Here is a 19,681-nt window from a genome sequence, read left to right as displayed (position 1 = left end):
TTACAGGGTCTTGGCCAGGAAATCGGCGGTGCGCTGCTGGCGCGGGCGTTCGAACAGCACCTCGGGCGTGCCCTGCTCGATCACCCGGCCCTGGTCCATCATCACCACGTGGTCGGCTACGCGGCGGGCGAAGCTCAGCTCATGGGTGACGATCACCAGCGTGGTGCCGGAGCGGGCCAGCTCCTCGATCACGCTCAGCACCTCGGCTACCAGCTCCGGGTCCAGCGCCGAGGTCGGTTCATCGAACAACAGCACCTTCGGCTGCAGGGCCAGCGCGCGGGCAATTGCGATGCGCTGCTGCTGGCCACCGGACAGCTGGCGCGGGAAGGCATCGGCCTTGTCGGCCAGGCCGACCCGTTCCAGCAGCGTGCGCGCCTGCTGCTCGGCCTGCGCGCGCGGCACGCCACGCACCGCGATCGGTGCCTCGATGATGTTCTCCAGCGCGGTCAGGTGCGGGAACAGGTTGAAGCCCTGGAACACCATGCCCACTTCTGCACGGCGGCGTCGGATCTCGCGCTCGGGCAGCTCGTACAGGGTGTCGCCCTCGCGGCGGTAGCCGATCAGCTGGCCGCCGACAGTCACGTAACCGCCGTCGGCGCGTTCCAGGTGGTTGATCAGCCGCAGCAGCGTGGACTTGCCGGCGCCCGAAGGGCCGATCAGCACGGTCACGCTGCCGGCGCGCAGGTCCAGGTTCACGTCTTCCAGCACCGGCTGGTCGCCAAACACCTTGCCTACGCCATGCAGCGACACCGCCGCGCCCTCGCCCGCTTCAACCTGGGGGGCGATACGCGGGCGGCTTGCTACGCGCGGTGCGGCTTCGCTCTGCACACGCGGGGGCGATGACACCCGCGACACCGAGCGCTCGCGCTGCAGCTGGCCGCGCGCGAAGCGTTGCTCCACGCGCCGCTGCAACAGCGACAGCACGGTAAGGATGACCAGGTACCAGACCGTGGCCACCATCAGCAGCGGCACCACTTCCAGATTGCGGCGGTAGATCACCTGCACGGTGTAGAACAGCTCCGGCAGCGCCAGTACGTAGACCACCGAGGTGCTCTTGGCCAGGCCGATCACATCGTTGAACGCGGCCGGCAGGATCGAACGCATCGCCTGCGGCAGGATGATGCGGCGCACCTGGCGGCTACGCGGCAGGCCAAGTGCCGCTGCCGCCTCGTACTGGCCATGGTCGACCGAGAGGATGCCACCACGGATCACTTCGGCCGAGAACGCGGCCTGATTCAAGGTGAGGCCCAGCACTGCGGCGGTGAACACGCCGATCAGCTGCGTGGTCGGGTACGAGAACAGGCTGATGCCGGTGAACGGCACGCCCAGTTCGATGGTGCTGTACAGGTAGCCCAGGTTGTTCAGCAGCAGCAACAGCACCAGCAGCGGGATCGAACGGAACAGCCATACATAGCCCCACGACACCGCCGACAGCAGCGGCGAGCCGGACACCCGGGCCAACGCCAGCAAGGTGCCCAGCGCGAAACCGAGACCAGTACCGAGTGCGGTCAGCAGCAGCGTGCGACCCAGGCCTTCCAGTACAGGCCGTGCGAAGAACCACTCGGCGAACGTGCCCCAGCCCCAGCGCGGATTGCCCAGCACGGATTGCAGCCCGATCAGGATCAGCGCCAGTGCCAGCACCGTGCCGAAGACCTGCAGCGGATGCCGGGCCGGCACGATCTTCAGCGCCGGTGCTGGCGCGGGGGGTGCGGCAATGCCATCCAGCGCAGTCGAAGGCGTGCTCATGCGTGGGCTCCGTGCAACACGGTCTGCGACGGCGAAAGCACTGGCGCCGGCGCACGTAGATGCTTCTCGAACGGCAGATGCGCGATGGTTTCCGGGTCGGCCTGCAGGTCGAACAGCGCGGTATAGCCGTGGCTGAGGTACAGGCCGACGGCTTCAGGCTGGCGGAAGCCGGTGGTCAGGAACACCCGCCGGTACCCTTGCCGCGCCGCCTGGTCTTCCAGTTCCTGAAGCACGCGACGCGCGATGCCCTGCCGGCGCAGCCCGGGCAGCGTCCAGATGCGTTTGAATTCGGCGGTGTCCGGATCGCGGTGCGGCATGAAGGCGCCGCCGGAGATCGCCACACCATCGCGCAGCAGCAGCACGAACGCGCCTACCGGCGCCGCGAAGGCCTGCGCCGGATAGCGTTGCAGCTCCTCGCGGGCGCTGCCGCCGATGCGTCGGCGCACGTCGGCATAGCGGCTGTCGTACTCCTGCTCCAGGCCATCGAACAGCGGTCGCGCCAGCGGATCATCCACCGAGGTATAGAGGAAGCGTTCGTTGTTGCTCATGCCACGTCCTTCACCAGATAGTCTTCGGCCAGCCGAGCCCACAGGCTGGCAGCGGGTGCAATGGCGGCGTCGTTGAACACATAGCGCGGGCTGTGCAACGGTGCGCTGTCGCCGTTGCCGACGAACACGAAACTCCCGGGCCGTGCCTGCAACAGGAAAGCGAAGTCCTCGCTGGCGGTGCGCGGCGCGAACTCCGGCACCACCTGTTCGTGGCCGAAGCCCTGTATGGCCACGTCGCGGATGTAGGCGGTCTGCTGCGGGTGGTTGATCACGCTGGGGAAGCCACGCGGGAACTCGATTTCGGCGCGTGCCCCGAAAGCGGCAGCGGTCTGCTCGGCAATTCCGGTCACCCGGCGGCGCAGCGTGTCGCGCACCTCGGGCAGGTAGGCGCGCACGGTCAGCTTCAGCTCGACCACGTCCGGAATCACATTGGCGGCCTGCCCGCCATGGATCGAACCGACGGTGACCACGCCCATCTGCCGCGGGTCGACATTGCGCGACACCACACTCTGCAATGCAGTGATGATGTGCGCGGCGACCAGGATCGGGTCCACGCTGCCCTGCGGCTCGGCACCGTGGCCGCCCTTGCCGATCACCTTCAGCCGCGCCCAGTCGACCGACGCCATCGCCGGCCCGTCGACGAAGCCAAAGTGGCCCATCGGCACGCCCGGCCAGTTGTGCAGCCCATAGATCGCATCCACCGGGAAGCGCTCGAACAGGCCATCGGCGATCATCTTCGATGCACCCGAGCCGGTTTCCTCGGCTGGCTGGAACACCAGCTGCAAGGTGCCGTCGATAGTGCCGTGATGGGCCAGGTAATGCGCGGCGGACAACAGGATGGCGGTGTGACCATCATGGCCGCAGGCATGCATCAGGCCGTCGGTCTGGCTGGCGTAGGCCAGCCCCGAATCTTCGTGGATCGGCAAGGCATCGATGTCCGCACGCAGCCCCAGCCGACGGCCCCCCTGCCCACGCTGCAATGTGCCGACCACGCCGGTGCCGCCGAGACCGGTGGTCACCTCATAGCCCCACTGCTGCAGCAACTCGGCCACACGGGCGCTGGTGCGGTGCTCCTCGAAGGCCAGCTCCGGGTGGCGGTGCAGGTCATGGCGGATCGCGATGGTGGCCTCGGCGCGTGCCGCGATCTCGGGCAATACGCCCGTCGTTTGGGAATCCCGCCGGGCATGGCCCGGTGCTGCCGCAGTTTCTCCGCTCATTGCCCTACCCCGCCTTCCGCGCCGGCTCGGCATCGGTCGAATGACGGCTGGCCTTGTACGGCAGGCCCAGATGTTCGCGCAGGGTCTGCCCCTCCAGCTCGCGCTGGTGGTAGCCGCGCGCCTGCAGGATCGGCAGCACCTGGGTCACGAAATCGTCCAGGCCTTCGCGCTGTGCCGCAAAACCGAGGATGAAGCCGTCGCTGGCACCGGCATCGAACCAGCGGATCAGCTCATCGGCCACGCGCTCCGGCGTACCGATGAAGTTCGGTCGTGGACTCACGGCTTCCAATGCCACCTGGCGCAGGCTCAGCCCCTTCTCCCGCGCATCCTGCTTGATGCGGTCGGTGGTGGAACGGAACGAGTTGCTGCCGATCTCACCCAGGTCCGGGAAGGGAGCATCCGGATCGTACTGGCTGAAATCGTGGTGGTCGAAGAAGCGTCCCAGGTAGGCCAGTGCATCCTCCAGCGTGGCCAGTGCGGCGATTGCCTGGTACTTGGCTTCGGCCTCTTCGACAGTACGGCCGACGATGGGGCCGATGCCCGGGAAGATCTTCACGTCGTTTCCGCTGCGGCCATGCGCGATCGCCGAGTTCTTCACCTTCTGGGTGAACGCGCGGGTTTCTTCCAGCGACGGCGAATGGGTGAACACCGCATCGGCGTACTTGCCGGCCAGCGCGATGCCATCGTCGGACGAACCGGCCTGGAAGATCACCGGCTGGCCCTGTGGCGAACGCTGGATGTTGAGCGGGCCTTCCACCTGGAAGAAGCGGCCCTTGTGGTCGAGGCGGCGGAACTTTTCCGGCGCGAAGAACGTACCGCTGTCGCGCTCGCGCACGAAGGCATCGTCATCCCAGGAATCCCACAGCCCCTGCACCACCTCCAGGTACTCGTCGGCGATCTGGTAGCGCAGGGCATGCTCGGGGTGTGGCCGGCCATAATTGCGACCCGAGCCCTCCAACGGCGACGTCACCACGTTCCAGCCGGCGCGGCCGCCGCTGAGCAGATCCAGCGAGGCGAATTGACGGGCGACGGTGAACGGATCGCTGTAGGACGTCGACAGCGTACCGGCCAGGCCGATCTTCTTCGTGGCCGTGGCCAGCGCCGACAGCAGCGAGATCGGCTCGAAACGGTTGAGGAAATGCGGGATCGACTTCTCGTTGATGTACAGGCCGTCGGCCACGAAGCCGAAGGCGATGCCGTTGTCTTCGGCGGTGCGAGCGATGTCGATGTAGAACTGCAGGTTGACGCTGGCATCGGCCGGGTTGGACGGGTGCTTCCAGGCATGCATGTGGCTGCCGGGGCCCTGCAGCATGATGCCGAACGGAATGTGGCGCGGGGTCGTGCTCATGGGAAACGCTCCTGCAGGTCAGGCCACCGCCGCGCGCGGCGCGGGCGACAGCAGTTCAAGGGATGTCAGGCGTGCGTCGAGGTCGGCCACCGGCGCATCGAGGATGAACTCGCCCACGCCGAAACGCCGGTGCAGCGCATCCAGTTCGCCGCGCACGTGCTGCGCGTCACCGGACAGCACGCTGGGGCGCGTTTCCTCGATGCGGAAGTCGGCCACCCCCACCTGGCGCGCGTATTCGGCAGCTGCCTCGGCGCTGGGCAGGTTCACCGCCTGCCCGGGACCGAGGTGCAGCTTGTAGACCCGCAGCGCACCGATATGACGCGAAGCGGCTTCCGCAGTCGGTGCGGCGAAGGCCACCGTGGCCAGCAGCGGCGGCTGCGAGGCGACGCTGCGGTAGGCATCGAACGCGGCCTCGATGTGCTTCGGGTCACCATCGAAGTGCGCGGCGTAGACGAAGCGCCAGCCCAGTTCGGCCGCCTGCTTTGCGCTCTGTGGACTTGCGCCGAGCAGGAAACGCTCCGGCGCCTGCTGCGGAACCGGCCGCGCCAGCGCCTCGCTTTCGGCGCCGGCCAGATAACCCTCCAGGTCGCGCAGTTGCTGGTCGAAGTCGGCGAACGGCGGACGCCCGGCTGCCAGCGCGGCGGTCGAGGCCGGCAGGCCGCCGGGGGCCTTGCCCACGCCCAGATCCACGCGCCCCGGCGCCAGCGCCGCCAGCAGGTTGAAGTTCTCCGCCACCTTGTACGGCGCGTAGTGGCGCAGCATCACCCCGCCACTGCCGATGCGGATGCGCCGGGTCTGCGCCAGCACCCAGGCCGCCAGCACTTCCGGTGCAGGGCTGGCCAACGTCGGTGCGGCATGGTGCTCGGCAAACCAGTAGCGGTGATAGCCCAGCTGTTCGGCGCGCTGCGCCAGCTGCAGGCTGTTGCGCAGCGCCTGCTCCGGCGAAGCGCCCTCGGCTACCGGGCTCTTGTCCAGCACGCTGATCTGATAGCTCACGGTCGCGTCCTCGCTCAGGGGTGGGCCACGGGAATGCCGAGCAATCCGTTCAGTGCGGCCAGGATCGGTTCGGCACCGGAGATGTACTGCCGGTCCTGGTGCGCGCCACTGGCCAGGTCGCTGCGCATGCCCTGCGGCAGCACCAGCTTGGGCAACGACTGGTCCTGCTCGCCGATCTCGGCGATCACCTCGCGGCGCGGCCGCGCGAAGCCGATGCGACGTACGTCCAGCTGCGCATCAAGGCCGTCGATGCTCGACAGTGCACCTTCCAGCAACAGGCTGTGCCGGCAGAAGAAGCGCTGGCCGGGAATCTGGCCGTCCTCGAACTCGCGATCGAGCAGGAACAGGATGGGTTTGCTTGCTGCGTCGAGCGTCACTGGGGGGTCCTCATCTGGGCCGGCAATGCGATGCCGCTTCGATATCGATGCTAGAGATGCCGGCGGCTGCGGCAGCGACGCCTGGCGACAATCGGCGGTCAGATCCGGCCATGCAGATGCGGCGTGGACATAAGCAAAGCGCCGCCGGTTATGGCGTCAGGCGATGCGTCGCAGCGGCGCCGCTACCGCCAGCGCCTGCGTCGCCAGGTGGCCGGCCGCACGCTCGGCTGCCAGCGCGATGCGTGCCTGCAAGGCAGCACTGTTGATGTGCTCGCCGTCGAAGTCGGCAGGCGTGGCATACACCCCGATCGGCAGCGTGTGCGCCTGCAGGAAACTGAACAACGGCCGCAACTGGTGGTCGATCACCAGCGCATGGCGCTCGCTGCCACCGGTCGCTGCCAGCAGCACCGGCGTATCCACCAGCGCCTCCAGCCCGACGAAGTCGACCAGGTGCTTGAACAACCCGGGATACGAGCCGCGATAGACCGGCGCGGCCACCACCAGCAGCTCTGCGGCCTCGATGCTCTGCAGCGCCTGCTCCACCGCCGGCCCCGCCTCATCGCGCGACAACGACTGGCCCAGCGAGCGCGCGATCGGCGCCAGCTCCACCAGCTCCACGCTGGCATGCACGCGTTGCTGCAGCGACGCCAGCAGATGCCGCACCAGCAGCAACGTGCGCGATGTCGCCGAACTGGTCGGCGACCCCACCAATGCAACCACCTTCAATGCAGAAGACATGAACTGCTCCTCGATAATGCCGAACTACCTCCGGCCGCCCTTCGTCTTTTGTAGAGCCGAGCCATGCTCGGCTGCTTCCCGCCTTTGTAGAGCCGAGCCATGCTCGGCTGCCCCAGATCAGAACCGGTAACTGATCCGCCCATACCAATACGCCCCGACGTTGCCCAACACGTCGCCGTTGTCCCAGGTCGTCTCGATGCTCGCCACATCGGTGGCACTGCGCGCATACGCGGGCACCTTGCGCGTGCGCTTGTCGAACACATTGTTGATCCCCAGCGCCGCGCTCCAGCCCGCCCCCAGCTCCACGCCGCCGGACAGGTTGGTCACCAGCACCGGCGGCTGCTTGTACTCCACGCCGTTGTTCAGGCGCTTGATCGGGCCGTAGTAGGTGAAGTCGACGTTCGAGCGCCAGCGCCCGTTCTGCCAGCCCAGCCCGGCTACCTGGGTGTAGCTGGGCGTGCGGAAGCGCAGCGCGTACTCGCTGCTCTTGGTCAGCAGGTTGATGTTCGGCAGCCCCTGCAGTGCCGCCGGAATGTCGCTCACCTTCTGGATGGTGGTACGGCCGACGTTGGCCGCGTAGCTCCAGCGCAGCTTGCCCCACGCAGTGTCCTGGTTGGCTTCCAGGGTCAGCTCGACACCGCGCGTGCGGGTATTGCCTACATTGGTGAAGTAGCTGGCGTAGAACGCATCACCCGGCAGGATGCTGATGCCGGCTGAACCCAGCAGCGCATCGATGGTGTTCTTCTGCGCCGCGCTCAGCACCGTACCGCTGTTGTCGGTGATGCGCGCCGGATCCTGCGCGTTGTAGCCGATCTGGCTGGACTGGCCCAGCTGGCCACGGATGTCGATCTGGTATGCATCCACGGCCAGATGGAACGCCGGGCTCGGGTCCCAGGTCACGCCCAGGCTGTAGTTGGTGGCTTTCTCGGGCTTCAGCGGCGTAGCACCCAGCGCAACCGCCGCCGGCGAAGACACCTGCGCCACCAGCGTGGTCCCGCACGGGCAGCTGCCCGTGGCCTGGTAGAACTGTGCGCCCAGGCTGGGCGCATGGAAGCCGTTGCTGACCGTCGCGCGTACACCCAACGCATCGGTGAAGTCGAAGCGCGTGGTCAGGCGGCCAGTGGACACGCTGCCGAAGTCGGAATGATCTTCCCAGCGCGCCGCTGCATCCAGATACCAGCGCGAGGTGATGTTGCTGGCCGCGCCCACATAGACCGCCTTGCTGTTGCGCGTCGCCTTCACCGCATCGGCGGTGGAGTAGCCCACGAACGCGGCTGCACCGAAGCCGGTGTACGACTCCCACTGCCCGGCCCCGCGTTCGTACTGTTCGTGCTGGTACTCGGCGCCTGCGCTCACTTCCAGTGGCGAGGCCAACGCCGCCACCTCGAAGCCACGGCGCAGGTCCAGGTTGGCGATCCCCTGCTGGTAGTCCAGCTTGCCGTCATAGAAGTCAGTGGGCGAACCGGGATACGGCAGCGAGTAGTTCACCGAATTGCGGGTATAGGTGCGCACCGTGCTGCGGTTGCCGGTCAGGCTGGCGTCGTAATCCCAGCCCGCGATCTGCCCCTTCACGCCCGCAGTGCCGGTGTACTGCTTTTCCTTGGTCTCCAGCACCGGCAGGAAGCCATCGGGAAACACGCTCAGCACGCCGGGTGCCTTGTAGGTGGTGAAGATGGTCGCCGGCAGGCGGAAGTTCTGGATCGCCTGCGCGGTGCGGTCACTGGCCGTGGCGTTGGCGTAGAACTGCGCGCTCTCGCCCAGGCCATGGCCGGCATTCACTGCGAAAGCCTTCAACGCGTACGACGGCGAGCTGAGGATGGTGTTGGCCTCGGCATCGCGGTTGGCCTCGGCCGGGTTCGGCGATGCACCCGCCGGCAAGCGGTTGTTCGGGCGCAATGCAACCCGGTTGCCGTTGGCATCTACTGCCGGATAGCTCAGGTAGCCATCGATGTAGCGGCGGGTGCGGATCGCGTGGTGCTGCCGCGTGTTCTCGCCGGACAGGTTGACGAAGCCATCCTGGCCCCACGGCAGCCCGACATTGGCGCGCACGCTGGTACGCGAACCATCACCATCGATGCTCTGCCCGCTCTCCACCGACACATCGCCACCGTGCGCCTGCGATTTCAGGATCACGTTGACCACGCCGGTGATCGCGTCCGAGCCATAGATGGCCGACGCACCATCACGCAGCACTTCCACGTGGTCGATGGCCGAGACCGGAATCAACGCCAGGTCTGCCCAGGCGTGGCCTGGGAAGCCGCCCCCATTGGCACCGCTCACATAGGCACTGGCATTGCGGCGCTTGCCGTTCACCAGCACCAGCGTGTAGCCCGGTGACAGGTTGCGCAGCTGGTAGCCACGGATCAGGCTCTCCTGGTCGCTCTGGTAGCCGCCGATCTGGCTCAGCGACGGCAGCGCACGTTGCAGCGCTTCCAGCAGGTTGCCCTGCCCGGTCGCGGCGAGGTCCTCTGCAGAGATCACATCGATCGGCGTGGAACTGTTCTTCACCGTGCGCGTGCTGGTGCGTGAGCCGGTGACCACCACCGCATCCAGCGTGGACGCGGCCACGTTGGCCGTCGCGGCGGTGGCAGCAGGATCTGCGTCTGCTTCAGCCGCATGGCTGGGCGAGGCGGCAAGGATGGCTGTGATCAGAACAGCGAGAGTGCTCAGGACAGGGGCGTGGGCGGCAGGCATGGGGGCTCGTGGGGGTGGGCCGGAAACACGCTTCCATTCAAGGGCCTGTTCACCTGGTGCGACAGGCGGGATCGCGTCACCCAGCCGTAACATCCGGCCACCCACATGACCGCTGGTAATGACGTTAGGCGGCGCACACGCACGGGGTCCCCCACGGGGTCGGATCCCTTTCCATAGGAAAGGGCTCTGACCCCACGCACGCCTCCCCACCACGGGGTCAGAGCCCTTCCTGCGGAAGGGATCCGACCCCGGTTCCCATATGCCCGCCCGGCATCACCTCATGCCCGCGCATCACGCAACGCCACGCACCGCCACCCGTAGCATCAGGCCATGCCCAGCCCACCCGCCGATCCCACCGCGCCGCTCGTTGCCATCGTCGCCTGCCACGGCCAGGGGCTGTTCGAATTCGGCTGCGCGGTCGGCCTGTTCGCGCCGGTGCGGCCGGAACTCGGCGTGGCCTGGTACCGCACCCAGCTGTGCGCGGGCGAGCCCGGCGCGCTGCGCATGCTCGGTAATGCGCAGGTGCAGCTGCCCTACGATCTCAGCACGGTCGATGACGCCGACATCATCGTCATCCCCGGCTGGCGCGAGCCCAGCGAACGTCCGCCACAGGCGCTGCTCGATGCACTGATCCGTGCGCATGCCCGTGGCGCGCGCATCACCTCGATCTGCTCCGGCGCCTTCGTGCTGGCTTGGGCCGGGCTGCTCGATGGCCGCCAGGCCACCACGCACTGGCGCCTCACCGAAGCACTCGCACGCGACTTCCCGCGCATCGATGTGCGCGAGGATGCGCTGTACGTGGATACCGGCAGCATCATCACTTCGGCCGGCTCGGCCACCGGCATGGACATGATGCTGCACATGGTGCGCAAGGATTACGGCGCGCGCGTGGCCAACCTGGTGGCCGAACGGCTGGTCCTGGCACCATGGCGTGATGCCGGGCGCAGCCAGCGCGTCAGCCGCGCCATTCCCCACGGCGAGCCCACCCGCTTGGCAAAGCTGATGGAATGGATGCGCCGCAACCTGCGCGAGCCCCACTCGCTGGGCAGCCTCGCCGAGCAGGCCGCGCTCAGCCAACGCACGCTGCAGCGGCAGTTCCTGGACGCCACCGGCCTGTCGCCGATCGACTGGCTGATCCGCGAGCGCGTGGCTTTCGCGCGCGAGCTGCTGGAAACCACTGACCGGCCGCTGCAGTGGATTGCAGAACAGGCCGGCTTTGGTTCGCAGGAATCGTTCCGTCGGCACTTCCGCGGTCAGGTCGACGCGAGCCCTACCGAGTACCGCAGCCAGCATCGCGGCGGTCTCGGTGCCGACCGGTTGGTGGGCTGTTGATCCAGTGCGCGGAGCCAGGCGTGGCGTGAGCAAAGCCTCACGACGGTCCGGGCTTGCGTGCGTATAGTGACGTGCGTCACAAGAAGCCCCTTCCATGCTCCATGCATTTGCTTACTCCAGCCGCATGTCGGCTGGGCTGTCCAATCAAGCCCTCCACCAGATCGTCTCGCAATCTGCCACGTTCAATCGCCGGGTGGACGTTACCGGTGCGCTGATCGTCGACGGGCAGCGGTTTTTCCAGTACATCGAAGGCCCGCCCGACGCCCTGGAAGCAGTCAAGCGCCGCATCCATGACAGCCGCTCGCATGCTGCCGTCGTGCCGGTACTGGACATGGCCATCAGCGCGCGTGCCGTTCCGTACTGGGCAATGACCCACATCGAGACCGGGCAGATCGTGGTGTCCGGCCTGGTGAATGCGCGCTGGGACGAGTTCGGCCACTCCATTCCGGGCATGGACCAGCTCGTCCGCCTGCTGCGTCCGCATTTTCCACGCGTCGGCACCGTCGGCGCGCCACGCGCAGCCGCCTGATAGACACTGAACCATCGCCTTGCACGCGCACGCCGACGCGGCCGCGCGTTGCGTCCAGGCGTCATCATCCAGATCTCCTTTCCCATCGTCTTCGCCACGCCCATCGCATGCCCGTACCCGCCCACCCTGCAACGGAAACACGCGCATCGCCTGCCGACCTGTTCGAGATCGTCGTCGTGCGTGCAGGTACCGTCCTGTTCGCCATCGACATCCAGGCTGCGGTCGAAATCCGCGGTCCGGAGGCATTCGGCCCTGCAGACCGCAACGGCAGGCCGACCCTGGAGGTCCGTGGGCAGCCATTACCCGTCGTCGACCTGCGCCGCATGAGCGGCCAACCGGCATTCGAGGGTGGCAGCCCGGCCATGCAGCTGATCAACGCCGGCACCGCAACCCTGGCGCTGGCCGTGGACGAAGTGCTGGAGATCGAGACGCCGGACGCGAGCGCGAACACCCCCGAGCCTGCAGCGGGCCAATCGTTCTGCTTCTGCAGCCGGCACATTCAACTCGATCCGGCGCGCTCGGCTGCACTGATCGAAACGGCGGCACTGCTGGGCGCACTTGCCGCGCCGGGGTGACCGGCGGCGTCTCAGGATCGTCCTGCAAAGGCACGGTTTCGCAGCCTCCAGCACTGCGCGGCAAAGCCGATCACGAACACCACCAGGCAGGCCAGCAGCGTGTGCAGCACCACCGGGGCCATCGGTGCCGCCGCAATCGGATGCGCTGCCGGCAGGCGGGTCAGCGTTTCGTTGACGCCGGGCACCAACGAGAGCAGGAAGCTGAACGACAGTGCGAAGGTCGACAGGTAACGCGCGGCGCGCCCCAGCCAGCGCAGCCGCGCGGCCAGCACGCCGCCGAATGCCACCAGCAGCACGATCACCCCGAATGCGTGGCCGGGGTTGATCCCGCCCGTGCTGGACACGGTGAACGAGGTGGCCACCGACAGCACCAGCCCCACCAGGTACAGCTTGCCCGCGCGCGTGGCGGGATCGATTGCGCGATGGCGAATGAAGGCATACAGGCCACTCAACACCGGGATCAGGCTGACAGCGGTATGGATCACGCCAAGTGTGGACAGAGGGTGGGACATGGGACATCTCCAGGGACAGAATGAACCTACTAGTAGGTAGGCATTGGGTTCAAAAAGAAGGCCCGCGTCGCCGCAGGCCCACCACACATCTCTCAGGACGCCGCGCTCACCCGCGCAATCGCCAACCGCGCCAGTGCCGCGAAGGTCGCCGCATCACCGAAACCGCGCGCGGCCAGCATCGCGCCGTGCACCGATGACATGAACGCCTTGGCCTCATCGGCCGCCGAGCCCTGCAACTGCAGTTGGCCCATCGAAACGCCCTTCTCCAGCGTCACTGCCAGCCAGCCGCTCAGGTCCTCGAAATGGCCGCGCACTTCCTCAGCGATCTCTGCCGGAATCATCGGCGCTTCGGCGGCCAGCATCGCGCAGATGCAGAACGAGGACGTACCCCCTGCAATGCAGCTGGACCAGTACTCCACATAGGCGTTGAGTTCCTGCAGCGGGTCGTCGAGCTGGCGATCCAGCAACGCCAGGCCTTCGCGCGCCTCGGCCCGGTACAGCTCGACCACCGTGCGCACCAGATCCGCCTTGCTGGGGAAGTGGTGATGGATGCTGGCCTTGCTGATGTTCACCCGCGCCGACACGTCGGCGTAGCTGAAGCCGTTGTAGCCACCGGCTTCCAGCAGCGCACGGGCATGCGCCAGGATTTCCTGTGCCTTGGGCGAGAGCGACTCTTTCATGGCAATAAACCTACTAGTAGGTAGACAGCCTGTCAACCCCTCTCTGCTGCACCCGCCAGGCATCATTCCCGGCAGAGCCGGCCGCTGGCCGGCTTGCTGGCAACGTGACCTTCGATCGCCCCTCAATGCGAAGACACGTATACCGCATCGGCTGGCGGAGGTGGCAGCGCGAAACTGCGCCGCATCCGCGCGACCTCGGCCGCCGGCGGCAACGCGAACAGGCGCTTGAACTCACGGCTGAACTGCGACGGGCTGGCATACCCCACCGCCAGCGATGCCGCTTCGGCAGTCATCCCCTGCCGCAGCATCAGCAACCGTGCCTGGTGCAGGCGGGTCGACTTCACGTACTGCATCGGCGACGTGCCGGTAATCGCGCGGAAGTGGTCGTGGAAGGTCGCCACACTCATGCCCGCTTCGGTGGCCAGTTGCCCCACGTCCAGGGCGGTGGCATATCCGGCATGGATCGTCCGCAGCACTCTGCCGATGCTGCCGAAGCGCCCGCGCATGGCCAGCGCCTCACGCATTGCGCCGCCCTGTGCACCCGTCAGCACGCGGAAGTACACCTCACGCACCAACGCAGGGCCGAGCACGGCAGCCTCCAACGGTTCAGCCAGTGCCTCCAGCAGGCGCAGCACCGTGGCCTGCATCGGCGCCTGCATCGGGCTGGACATCATGCCCTGCGCCGGTGTCTCCGGGGTGCCCTCCTGTTCACCCAGTTCGATCAGCAGATCCGCCGCCAGCTGCAGATCCAGGTGCAGGTAGATCGCCAGCAGCGGCGCCTGGGCCGACGCATCGGTTTCCATCGTGAACGGCACCGGCACCGACACTGCCAGATAGTGCTGCGCGTCGTACTGGTAGACCTGCCCGCCCAGATAGCCACGCTTCACGCCCTGGCAGACGATCACGATGCCGGGGTCGTACAACACCGGCGTGCGCGCCAGTGGCCGGTCCGATCGCAGCAACCGCACCCCCGGCAGGCGCGTGAGCGTATAGCCCTCCTCCACCGCCAGCGTCTTCAGCAGGCCGACCATGCGCGCCTGCACCTGCCGTTGCAGGGAATCGACCACAGGCACAGGCACTCCAGAGGAATAGGCAAGAATGGCCGAATCCTAGGCCTGTGACCCCGGTCGTTCAAGAACTAACGTGCAAGCCCTGCCCACCACGAACGCCCCCTCATGACCCCTTCCCGCTTTCTCCTCATCACCGGTGTCAGCAGTGGATTCGGCCGCGCCCTTGCCCAGCAGGCCCTGCTGGCCGGCCACCGCGTGGTCGGCACCGTGCGCAACGAAACCGACCGCCAGGTACTCGAAGCGCTCGCTCCCGGCCGCGCATTCGGTCGCCTGCTGGACGTAACCGATACCGCCGCCATCAATGCGCTCGTCGCCGATATCGAAACCAACATCGGAAGCATCGACGTGCTGGTCAACAACGCTGGCTACGGCCACGAAGGCATCCTCGAAGAATCCACGCTCGCCGAGCTGCGGCAGCAATTCGAGGTGAACGTGTTCGCTCCGGCCGCGCTGATCAAGGCCGTGCTGCCGCACATGCGCGCCCGGCGCCGCGGCCATATCCTCAACATCACCTCCATGGGCGGTTTCATCACGATGCCGGGCATCGCGTGGTACTGCGGCAGCAAGTTCGCGCTGGAGGGCATCAGTGAAGTGCTTGGCAAGGAAGTCGCGCCGTTTGGTATCCACGTCACGGCCGTCGCGCCGGGTTCCTTCCGCACCGACTGGGCAGGCCGCTCGATGGTGCGGGCACCGCGCAGCATTGACGACTACGACGCATTGTTCGATCCCATCCGCAACGCGCGTGAGGCGAAGAGTGGCCACCAGCCCGGTGATCCAGTGAAGGCTGCGCAGGCCATGCTGCAGGTCATCGACAGCGACGCTCCTCCCCGCCACTTGCTGCTGGGCAGTGATGCACTGCAGCTGGTGAGGGCAAAGCTGGCATCGATGGCCGGTAGCATCGACGCGTGGGAACAGCTGAGCCGTTCGACCGACGGCGTAGCGTGAGATCTTGAGGCCGCCGATGCCCTCAGCGGCGGCCTCCCCCTGCCCGCTCAGTCTTCCTGCACCAGCTTGAACTCGCGCAGCAGGCCACCGATCTGGGTCTTGTCCAGCTTGTTCATCAGCAGATTGCGCAGGAACGCAGGCCCGGGAACATCCAGTTCCTTGCCATCGCGCAGGCGGCCGGTGGCGGCCAGCAGCGAGCGCACGTCATACGTGGAATTGAACACCTCCGGCACGCCGCGCTCGATCCCCAGCAGGGTGTACACCGCTTCCATCGGCGTGCGCACCGAATACTCGGTGGTGAAGATGCAGTCGCGCTGCTTCGATTCGGCAAACTGGCCGATGAAGGCGAAGTTCACCGCGCCGTCCGGCACCACGTCCGGGCGGTCACCGGCCTGGCGTGGCATGAAGAACGCCGTGATGTACGGCATCATCACCGGCACCGTCTTCGCACCGGTCGCAGCCAGCGCATCAATCTCTTCCACCGGCACGCCCAGGTGGTACAGCCACTCGCGGGTGATCTCCTCGCCGGTGCACTCCTGCATCGGCTTTTTCACGTAGTCGCCCGGCGTATCCACAAACAGCGAGTACACCCAGACCACGATCTGGTCCCTGGGCTGGTTCTTGAAATGCGGCTGGCGGTTCACCGTCCAGCTCATCAGCCAGCGCGAGTCGCGCACGCTGACGATGCCGCCGGTCACTACCTTGCCACTGAACGGGTCGCGCTTGGCGATCTTCTGGATGTAAGCCGGAATGCGCGCATCCAGCGTCGTCACTGTCGCCGATTCCCACTTGGTCTGCGGGATATGCGCGCCGAACACATCCGGGCGGCCAAAGGCCTCGTCCTTCGCGGCGATGCGGCGCCACATGTCCCAGGCCGGCGCCGGTCCTTCGTTCAAACGCGCCGCGGTGTGGTGATCGCCATTATCCGAGTTTTCGGTCAGCGAACCGATCGTCATGAAAACAAGATCATCCGCGCCCAGATCCACGCCATCGGCTACACCATCACGCATCCAGTGGATACGCGTGGCCTGCTTGCGGCCCGGCTGCAGATCGAAGTCGACGTCGGTCACCACGGTGCCGTACTGGAACACCACGCCCTGGTCCTGCAACCACTTCACCAGCGGCAGCACCAGCGATTCATACTGGTTGTACCGGGTGAACTTCAACGCCGAGAAATCCGGCAGGCCGCCGATGTGGTGGATGAAGCGATGCAGGTACAGCTTCATCTCCAGCGCCGAATGCCATTCCTCGAACGCGAACATGGTGCGCCAGTACAGCCAGAAGTTGCTGTCCAGGAAGTCGCGGCCCAGCACCTCGTCGATCCGCTTGTTCTCCATCTCCTTCCGGGTGGCCAGGAACAGCGCGATGATGTCCTTCTGGGCCTGCTCGGTCAGCGTGAACAGGCCATCAGTGTGCGCATCTTCGCCGCGATTGATGGTGGCACGCTGCAGCGAATAGTTCGGGTCGTCCTTGTTCAACCAGTAGAACTCGTCCAGCACGCTGGCATCTTCAATCTCCAGCGACGGAATTGAGCGGAACAGGTCCCACAGGCACTCGAAGTGGTCTTCCATCTCGCGGCCGCCGCGGATCACGAAGCCCTTCTCCGGCACCTTCAGGCCATCCAGCGCGCCGCCAGGAATCTGCTGCTGTTCAAGGATGGTGATGCGTTCACCGGCCATGCGCCCGTCGCGCACCAGGAACGCGGCGCCGGCCAGCGAGGCCAGGCCCGAGCCCACAAACCAGGCGCGCTTGCCATCCACACCGGCCGGCTTGCGCGGGCGCGCGAAAGCTTCGTAGTTGCCACTGCTGTAATACATGCGTTGCACCTTCCTGGAGGGGTCATCAGGAACCGGCAGCGGAATGACACAGCCATCCGATGCAGGTCATGACCCTACTCTAGCGCCGATCCGATGTATCGTTTCCTGCGCGCAGGCTGCGACGGAATGACGCAGCCGCGTCAGAGCGTCCTTCCCAACAGCATGCCTGGCCAGCCGTCCACGTTGAACGGCGCGATGCGCGTATACCCGCAGGATTCATAGAAGCGCACCAGGTCGCCGCTGCCTCCGGCGTAGCAGTCCACACGCAGATGGTCGACACCGGCAGCGCGCGCCTGCTCGTCGGCAAACGCCATCAGTCGGCGGCCGATGCCACGCACGCGCACATCACGCGAGGCCACCAGAACCCGCACATACAGCTCCGGCCCGGTGGGCGCCGGCACATAGGGCATCGACTCGCCCAGTGCCAGGAACGCCCGCACGTCGCCCTGCTCGTTCTGCGCCACCCATGCGCCTGGCAGTGCACACGCCTCGGTGACCTGGGCAATCCGGCGCGGCATCGTCGACCACGGTTCGCTGCCCCATTGCTGCACATTGCCGATCGACACGAACCACTCGATCACCTCGTCAAAGAGCCCCAACACTGCAGGGGCATCGGCCGCGCTGGCGCGGCGGATGTTCAAGGCGTCCTTTCCGGTTTCAGTCATGCGTTCCGCTCCTGTCATACCACGCTCCCCAACCCTGGAAAACAGGGGGAGCATCGGCCGGTTCAACCAGTCTAGCGCGTACCCCAGCGTGGCCACCTGTACCGGACCAAAGCAGTCGGAAGTCCATGTGACTTCCAGCGCGCCGCCAGGAATCTGCTGCTGTTCCCAGTGTCGCAGGTGCGTACAGACTCGATGCTTCATCAACCGCGTGGAGCATCCCCTCCGGCAATGAACCAGCGCTGGAACCCCTCGATCGCATCCGGCATCAGGGCGCGGGCGCGTTCACGCACCAGCACTTCGGCGTCGCGCATCGCGCTGATCGCATCCGGCCGCGCGCACAACGCCATCGCCACATCCGACGCGTCCAGCATCGCCAGGTTCACGCCCACGCCCACCGGAGGCATCAGATGCGCCGCATCGCCGATCAAGGTCACGCCATCGCGCGGGGTCCAGCAAAAATCCGCTGGCAGGCTGTAGATCGGCCGCCGCACGAAGTCCGTGCAGGCCTCCAGCAGGCGCCGAAGGTTCGTGGCCCACCCGGTATAGCAGCCTGTCACCAGCGTCCGTATGCCGTGCTGCGCGATCTGCGCATCAAGCCACTCGGAAGAGCGCTTCAGCGCCGCATACACGCAGAGCCGATCGCGGCTGTTGCGTTGCACGAACAAGGCCTCCTCGCCGCCAAAGCAGAACAGGCTGCCCTGCCCGACCATCGCTGCGATGTCCGCAGCAGGCTGTGCGATCCAACCTTCGAAGAAGGTAATGCCGGTGGGCACCGGCTGGCACGTACTCAAGGCCGCGCGCACTTTCGACCACGCACCATCGGCACCGATCACGATGTCCGCCTCGCGCTGCACGCCGTTGGCGAATCGCAGGCCGTGCCCGTTCGCCTGTGCAGATACCAGCGCGGTCAGGCTGTGGCCCCACTGCACCGTGTCCGCCGGCAGCGCGTCCAGCAGCAGCTGGCGCAGGTCGCCGCGGTCGATCTCCGGCTTGTCCTTGCTCCCTTCCGGCCCGAACCCGCCGGTGGTGATCTCCCCGGACCACGGGTCGCCCATCCGCGCCTCCTGCCCCTCATGCCGTGCGACCGCACGGAAGGCCTCCAGCAGGCCCGCGCGCTGCAGCGCCACCTGCCCGGAATCGTCGTGCAGATCCAGCGTGCCGCCCTGTGTGCGCTGCTGCCCGGATGCTTCGCCCTCGTACACGCTCACGGGGTGACCGCCGCGATGCAGGATGAGCGCAGCGGTGAGGCCAGCGGGGCCTGCGCCGATGACGGCAATACGAGGAGGGTGCTGCATGGCGCGATCCAGGTGAGTTGATACGTCAACCGTATGCCGCAAGGGTTGACATGTCAACCATTGCCCGGCAACGTTCGGCCATGACCTCCCCCAGCATCACACCCGACGAATGGGCCACCTGGCGCGGCTTCCGGCGCATGGCAGAAATCACCTCCGGCCGCATCGTCCAGGACATCACCCGTAGCACCGGGCTCTCAAGGGCCGACTTCATCGTGCTGATGGAGCTGAACCAGTCCAAGGATCGCTGCCGCCGCCAGCGCGAACTGCTGGACTACCTGGAATGGGACAAGACGCGCCTCTCGCACCAGCTGACCCGCATGGCGGGCCGTGGCCTGATCGAACGCGATACCGACAGCGAAAACGTCGTAGTGATCCGCATGACCACAGAAGGTCACGCGCAGCTGCGCGCGGCACGGCCGGTACACGCCGCCGGTGTCCGCCGGTATTTTCTCGACCATCTCTCCGCGGATGATCGTGCCGCACTGCAGCGGATCACCGACAAACTGCATGCCGCCCTTCAGGACGGCGAGAACTGAAGCATCGCCCCGGTAGTGGCGGCCCCCCCCCCCCCCCCCCCCCCACCCCCCCCCCCCCCCC

General features: G+C 66.7%; 19 protein-coding genes. 5 read left to right on the top strand and 14 right to left on the bottom strand.

Going from position 1 to position 19,681, the window contains the following annotated elements:
• From VG566_RS13880 to VG566_RS13845, 8 genes are all read right to left on the bottom strand, one after another.
• Entirely contained in the window at positions 1–1,746 is a 1,746-nt protein-coding gene (locus tag VG566_RS13880; RefSeq protein ID WP_277877549.1) for an amino acid ABC transporter permease/ATP-binding protein, read from the bottom strand.
• The gene (locus VG566_RS13875) at positions 1,743–2,294 is read right to left on the bottom strand and encodes a GNAT family N-acetyltransferase (RefSeq protein WP_100449926.1); all 552 of its coding nucleotides are present in this window, start codon (positions 2,292–2,294) and stop codon (positions 1,743–1,745) included. Before VG566_RS13875 ends, VG566_RS13880 begins: the two co-directional genes overlap by 4 nt.
• Positions 2,291–3,511, bottom strand: coding sequence for a M20 aminoacylase family protein (locus VG566_RS13870; RefSeq protein ID WP_423172653.1), 1,221 nt, complete (start codon positions 3,509–3,511; stop codon positions 2,291–2,293). Before VG566_RS13870 ends, VG566_RS13875 begins: the two co-directional genes overlap by 4 nt.
• Before the next feature lie 4 nt (positions 3,512–3,515).
• Positions 3,516–4,859, bottom strand: a complete 1,344-nt coding sequence (locus VG566_RS13865; protein ID WP_046430278.1) for an LLM class flavin-dependent oxidoreductase — start codon at positions 4,857–4,859, stop codon at positions 3,516–3,518.
• Positions 4,860–4,877: 18 nt separating this feature from the next.
• Positions 4,878–5,855 carry an MsnO8 family LLM class oxidoreductase gene (locus VG566_RS13860; protein ID WP_197557308.1) on the bottom strand — a complete coding sequence of 326 codons (978 nt, stop codon included), beginning with the start codon at positions 5,853–5,855 and terminating at the stop codon, positions 4,878–4,880.
• A gap of 14 nt (positions 5,856–5,869) precedes the next feature.
• Complete coding sequence (locus tag VG566_RS13855) at positions 5,870–6,232, bottom strand: DUF3088 family protein (RefSeq protein ID WP_053494460.1); 363 nt, start codon at positions 6,230–6,232, stop codon at positions 5,870–5,872.
• A 156-nt stretch (positions 6,233–6,388) separates the two neighbouring features.
• On the bottom strand, positions 6,389–6,970 hold the full coding sequence (msuE, locus tag VG566_RS13850) for an FMN reductase (RefSeq protein ID WP_241883799.1): 582 nt from the start codon (positions 6,968–6,970) through the stop codon (positions 6,389–6,391).
• Positions 6,971–7,087: 117 nt separating this feature from the next.
• Positions 7,088–9,664: a TonB-dependent receptor gene (locus VG566_RS13845; protein WP_241883798.1), complete on the bottom strand. Its 2,577-nt coding sequence runs from the start codon at positions 9,662–9,664 to the stop codon at positions 7,088–7,090.
• Between the two features lie 330 nt (positions 9,665–9,994).
• Here VG566_RS13845 and ftrA point away from each other — a divergent pair, with 330 nt between their 5' ends.
• The 3 genes from ftrA to VG566_RS13830 all read left to right on the top strand — a co-directional run bounded on the left by ftrA (position 9,995) and on the right by VG566_RS13830 (position 12,100).
• Positions 9,995–10,996: a transcriptional regulator FtrA gene (gene ftrA, locus VG566_RS13840; protein ID WP_241883797.1), complete on the top strand. Its 1,002-nt coding sequence runs from the start codon at positions 9,995–9,997 to the stop codon at positions 10,994–10,996.
• Positions 10,997–11,090: 94 nt separating this feature from the next.
• Positions 11,091–11,525 carry a BLUF domain-containing protein gene (locus VG566_RS13835; RefSeq protein ID WP_041863350.1) on the top strand — a complete coding sequence of 145 codons (435 nt, stop codon included), beginning with the start codon at positions 11,091–11,093 and terminating at the stop codon, positions 11,523–11,525.
• 107 nt (positions 11,526–11,632) lie between these two features.
• Positions 11,633–12,100, top strand: a complete 468-nt coding sequence (locus tag VG566_RS13830) for a chemotaxis protein CheW (RefSeq protein ID WP_241883796.1) — start codon at positions 11,633–11,635, stop codon at positions 12,098–12,100.
• A gap of 11 nt (positions 12,101–12,111) precedes the next feature.
• Here the strand turns inward: VG566_RS13830 and VG566_RS13825 are convergent, their stop codons facing one another.
• The 3 genes from VG566_RS13825 to VG566_RS13815 form a co-directional block, all read right to left on the bottom strand.
• Positions 12,112–12,612: a hypothetical protein gene (locus VG566_RS13825; RefSeq protein WP_014646892.1), complete on the bottom strand. Its 501-nt coding sequence runs from the start codon at positions 12,610–12,612 to the stop codon at positions 12,112–12,114.
• A gap of 92 nt (positions 12,613–12,704) precedes the next feature.
• Positions 12,705–13,292 (bottom strand): TetR/AcrR family transcriptional regulator, encoded by a 588-nt coding sequence (locus tag VG566_RS13820; protein ID WP_241883795.1) that lies wholly within the window; start codon positions 13,290–13,292, stop codon positions 12,705–12,707.
• Between the two features lie 122 nt (positions 13,293–13,414).
• On the bottom strand, positions 13,415–14,359 hold the full coding sequence (locus VG566_RS13815) for an AraC family transcriptional regulator (protein ID WP_241883794.1): 945 nt from the start codon (positions 14,357–14,359) through the stop codon (positions 13,415–13,417).
• A gap of 108 nt (positions 14,360–14,467) precedes the next feature.
• Between VG566_RS13815 and VG566_RS13810 the strand changes: the two genes are divergently transcribed.
• Positions 14,468–15,307, top strand: coding sequence for an oxidoreductase (locus VG566_RS13810; RefSeq protein WP_241883793.1), 840 nt, complete (start codon positions 14,468–14,470; stop codon positions 15,305–15,307).
• Between the two features lie 47 nt (positions 15,308–15,354).
• Here the strand turns inward: VG566_RS13810 and VG566_RS13805 are convergent, their stop codons facing one another.
• The 3 genes from VG566_RS13805 to VG566_RS13795 form a co-directional block, all read right to left on the bottom strand.
• On the bottom strand, positions 15,355–17,124 hold the full coding sequence (locus VG566_RS13805) for an oleate hydratase (protein ID WP_241883792.1): 1,770 nt from the start codon (positions 17,122–17,124) through the stop codon (positions 15,355–15,357).
• A 140-nt stretch (positions 17,125–17,264) separates the two neighbouring features.
• Positions 17,265–17,789, bottom strand: coding sequence for a GNAT family N-acetyltransferase (locus VG566_RS13800; RefSeq protein WP_014646887.1), 525 nt, complete (start codon positions 17,787–17,789; stop codon positions 17,265–17,267).
• Positions 17,790–17,989: 200 nt separating this feature from the next.
• Positions 17,990–19,084: an FAD-dependent oxidoreductase gene (locus tag VG566_RS13795; RefSeq protein ID WP_164110220.1), complete on the bottom strand. Its 1,095-nt coding sequence runs from the start codon at positions 19,082–19,084 to the stop codon at positions 17,990–17,992.
• 80 nt (positions 19,085–19,164) lie between these two features.
• Here VG566_RS13795 and VG566_RS13790 point away from each other — a divergent pair, with 80 nt between their 5' ends.
• Positions 19,165–19,620: a MarR family winged helix-turn-helix transcriptional regulator gene (locus VG566_RS13790; RefSeq protein ID WP_032958112.1), complete on the top strand. Its 456-nt coding sequence runs from the start codon at positions 19,165–19,167 to the stop codon at positions 19,618–19,620.
• The last annotated feature ends 61 nt before the right edge of the window (positions 19,621–19,681 follow it).

Source organism: Stenotrophomonas sp. CASM114, assembly GCF_049384325.1.
Taxonomy (GTDB): Bacteria; Pseudomonadota; Gammaproteobacteria; order Xanthomonadales; family Xanthomonadaceae; genus Stenotrophomonas; species Stenotrophomonas muris.
The sequence above is the reverse complement of the archived record's forward strand: the minus strand, read 5'-3'. Positions and strand labels throughout refer to the sequence as shown.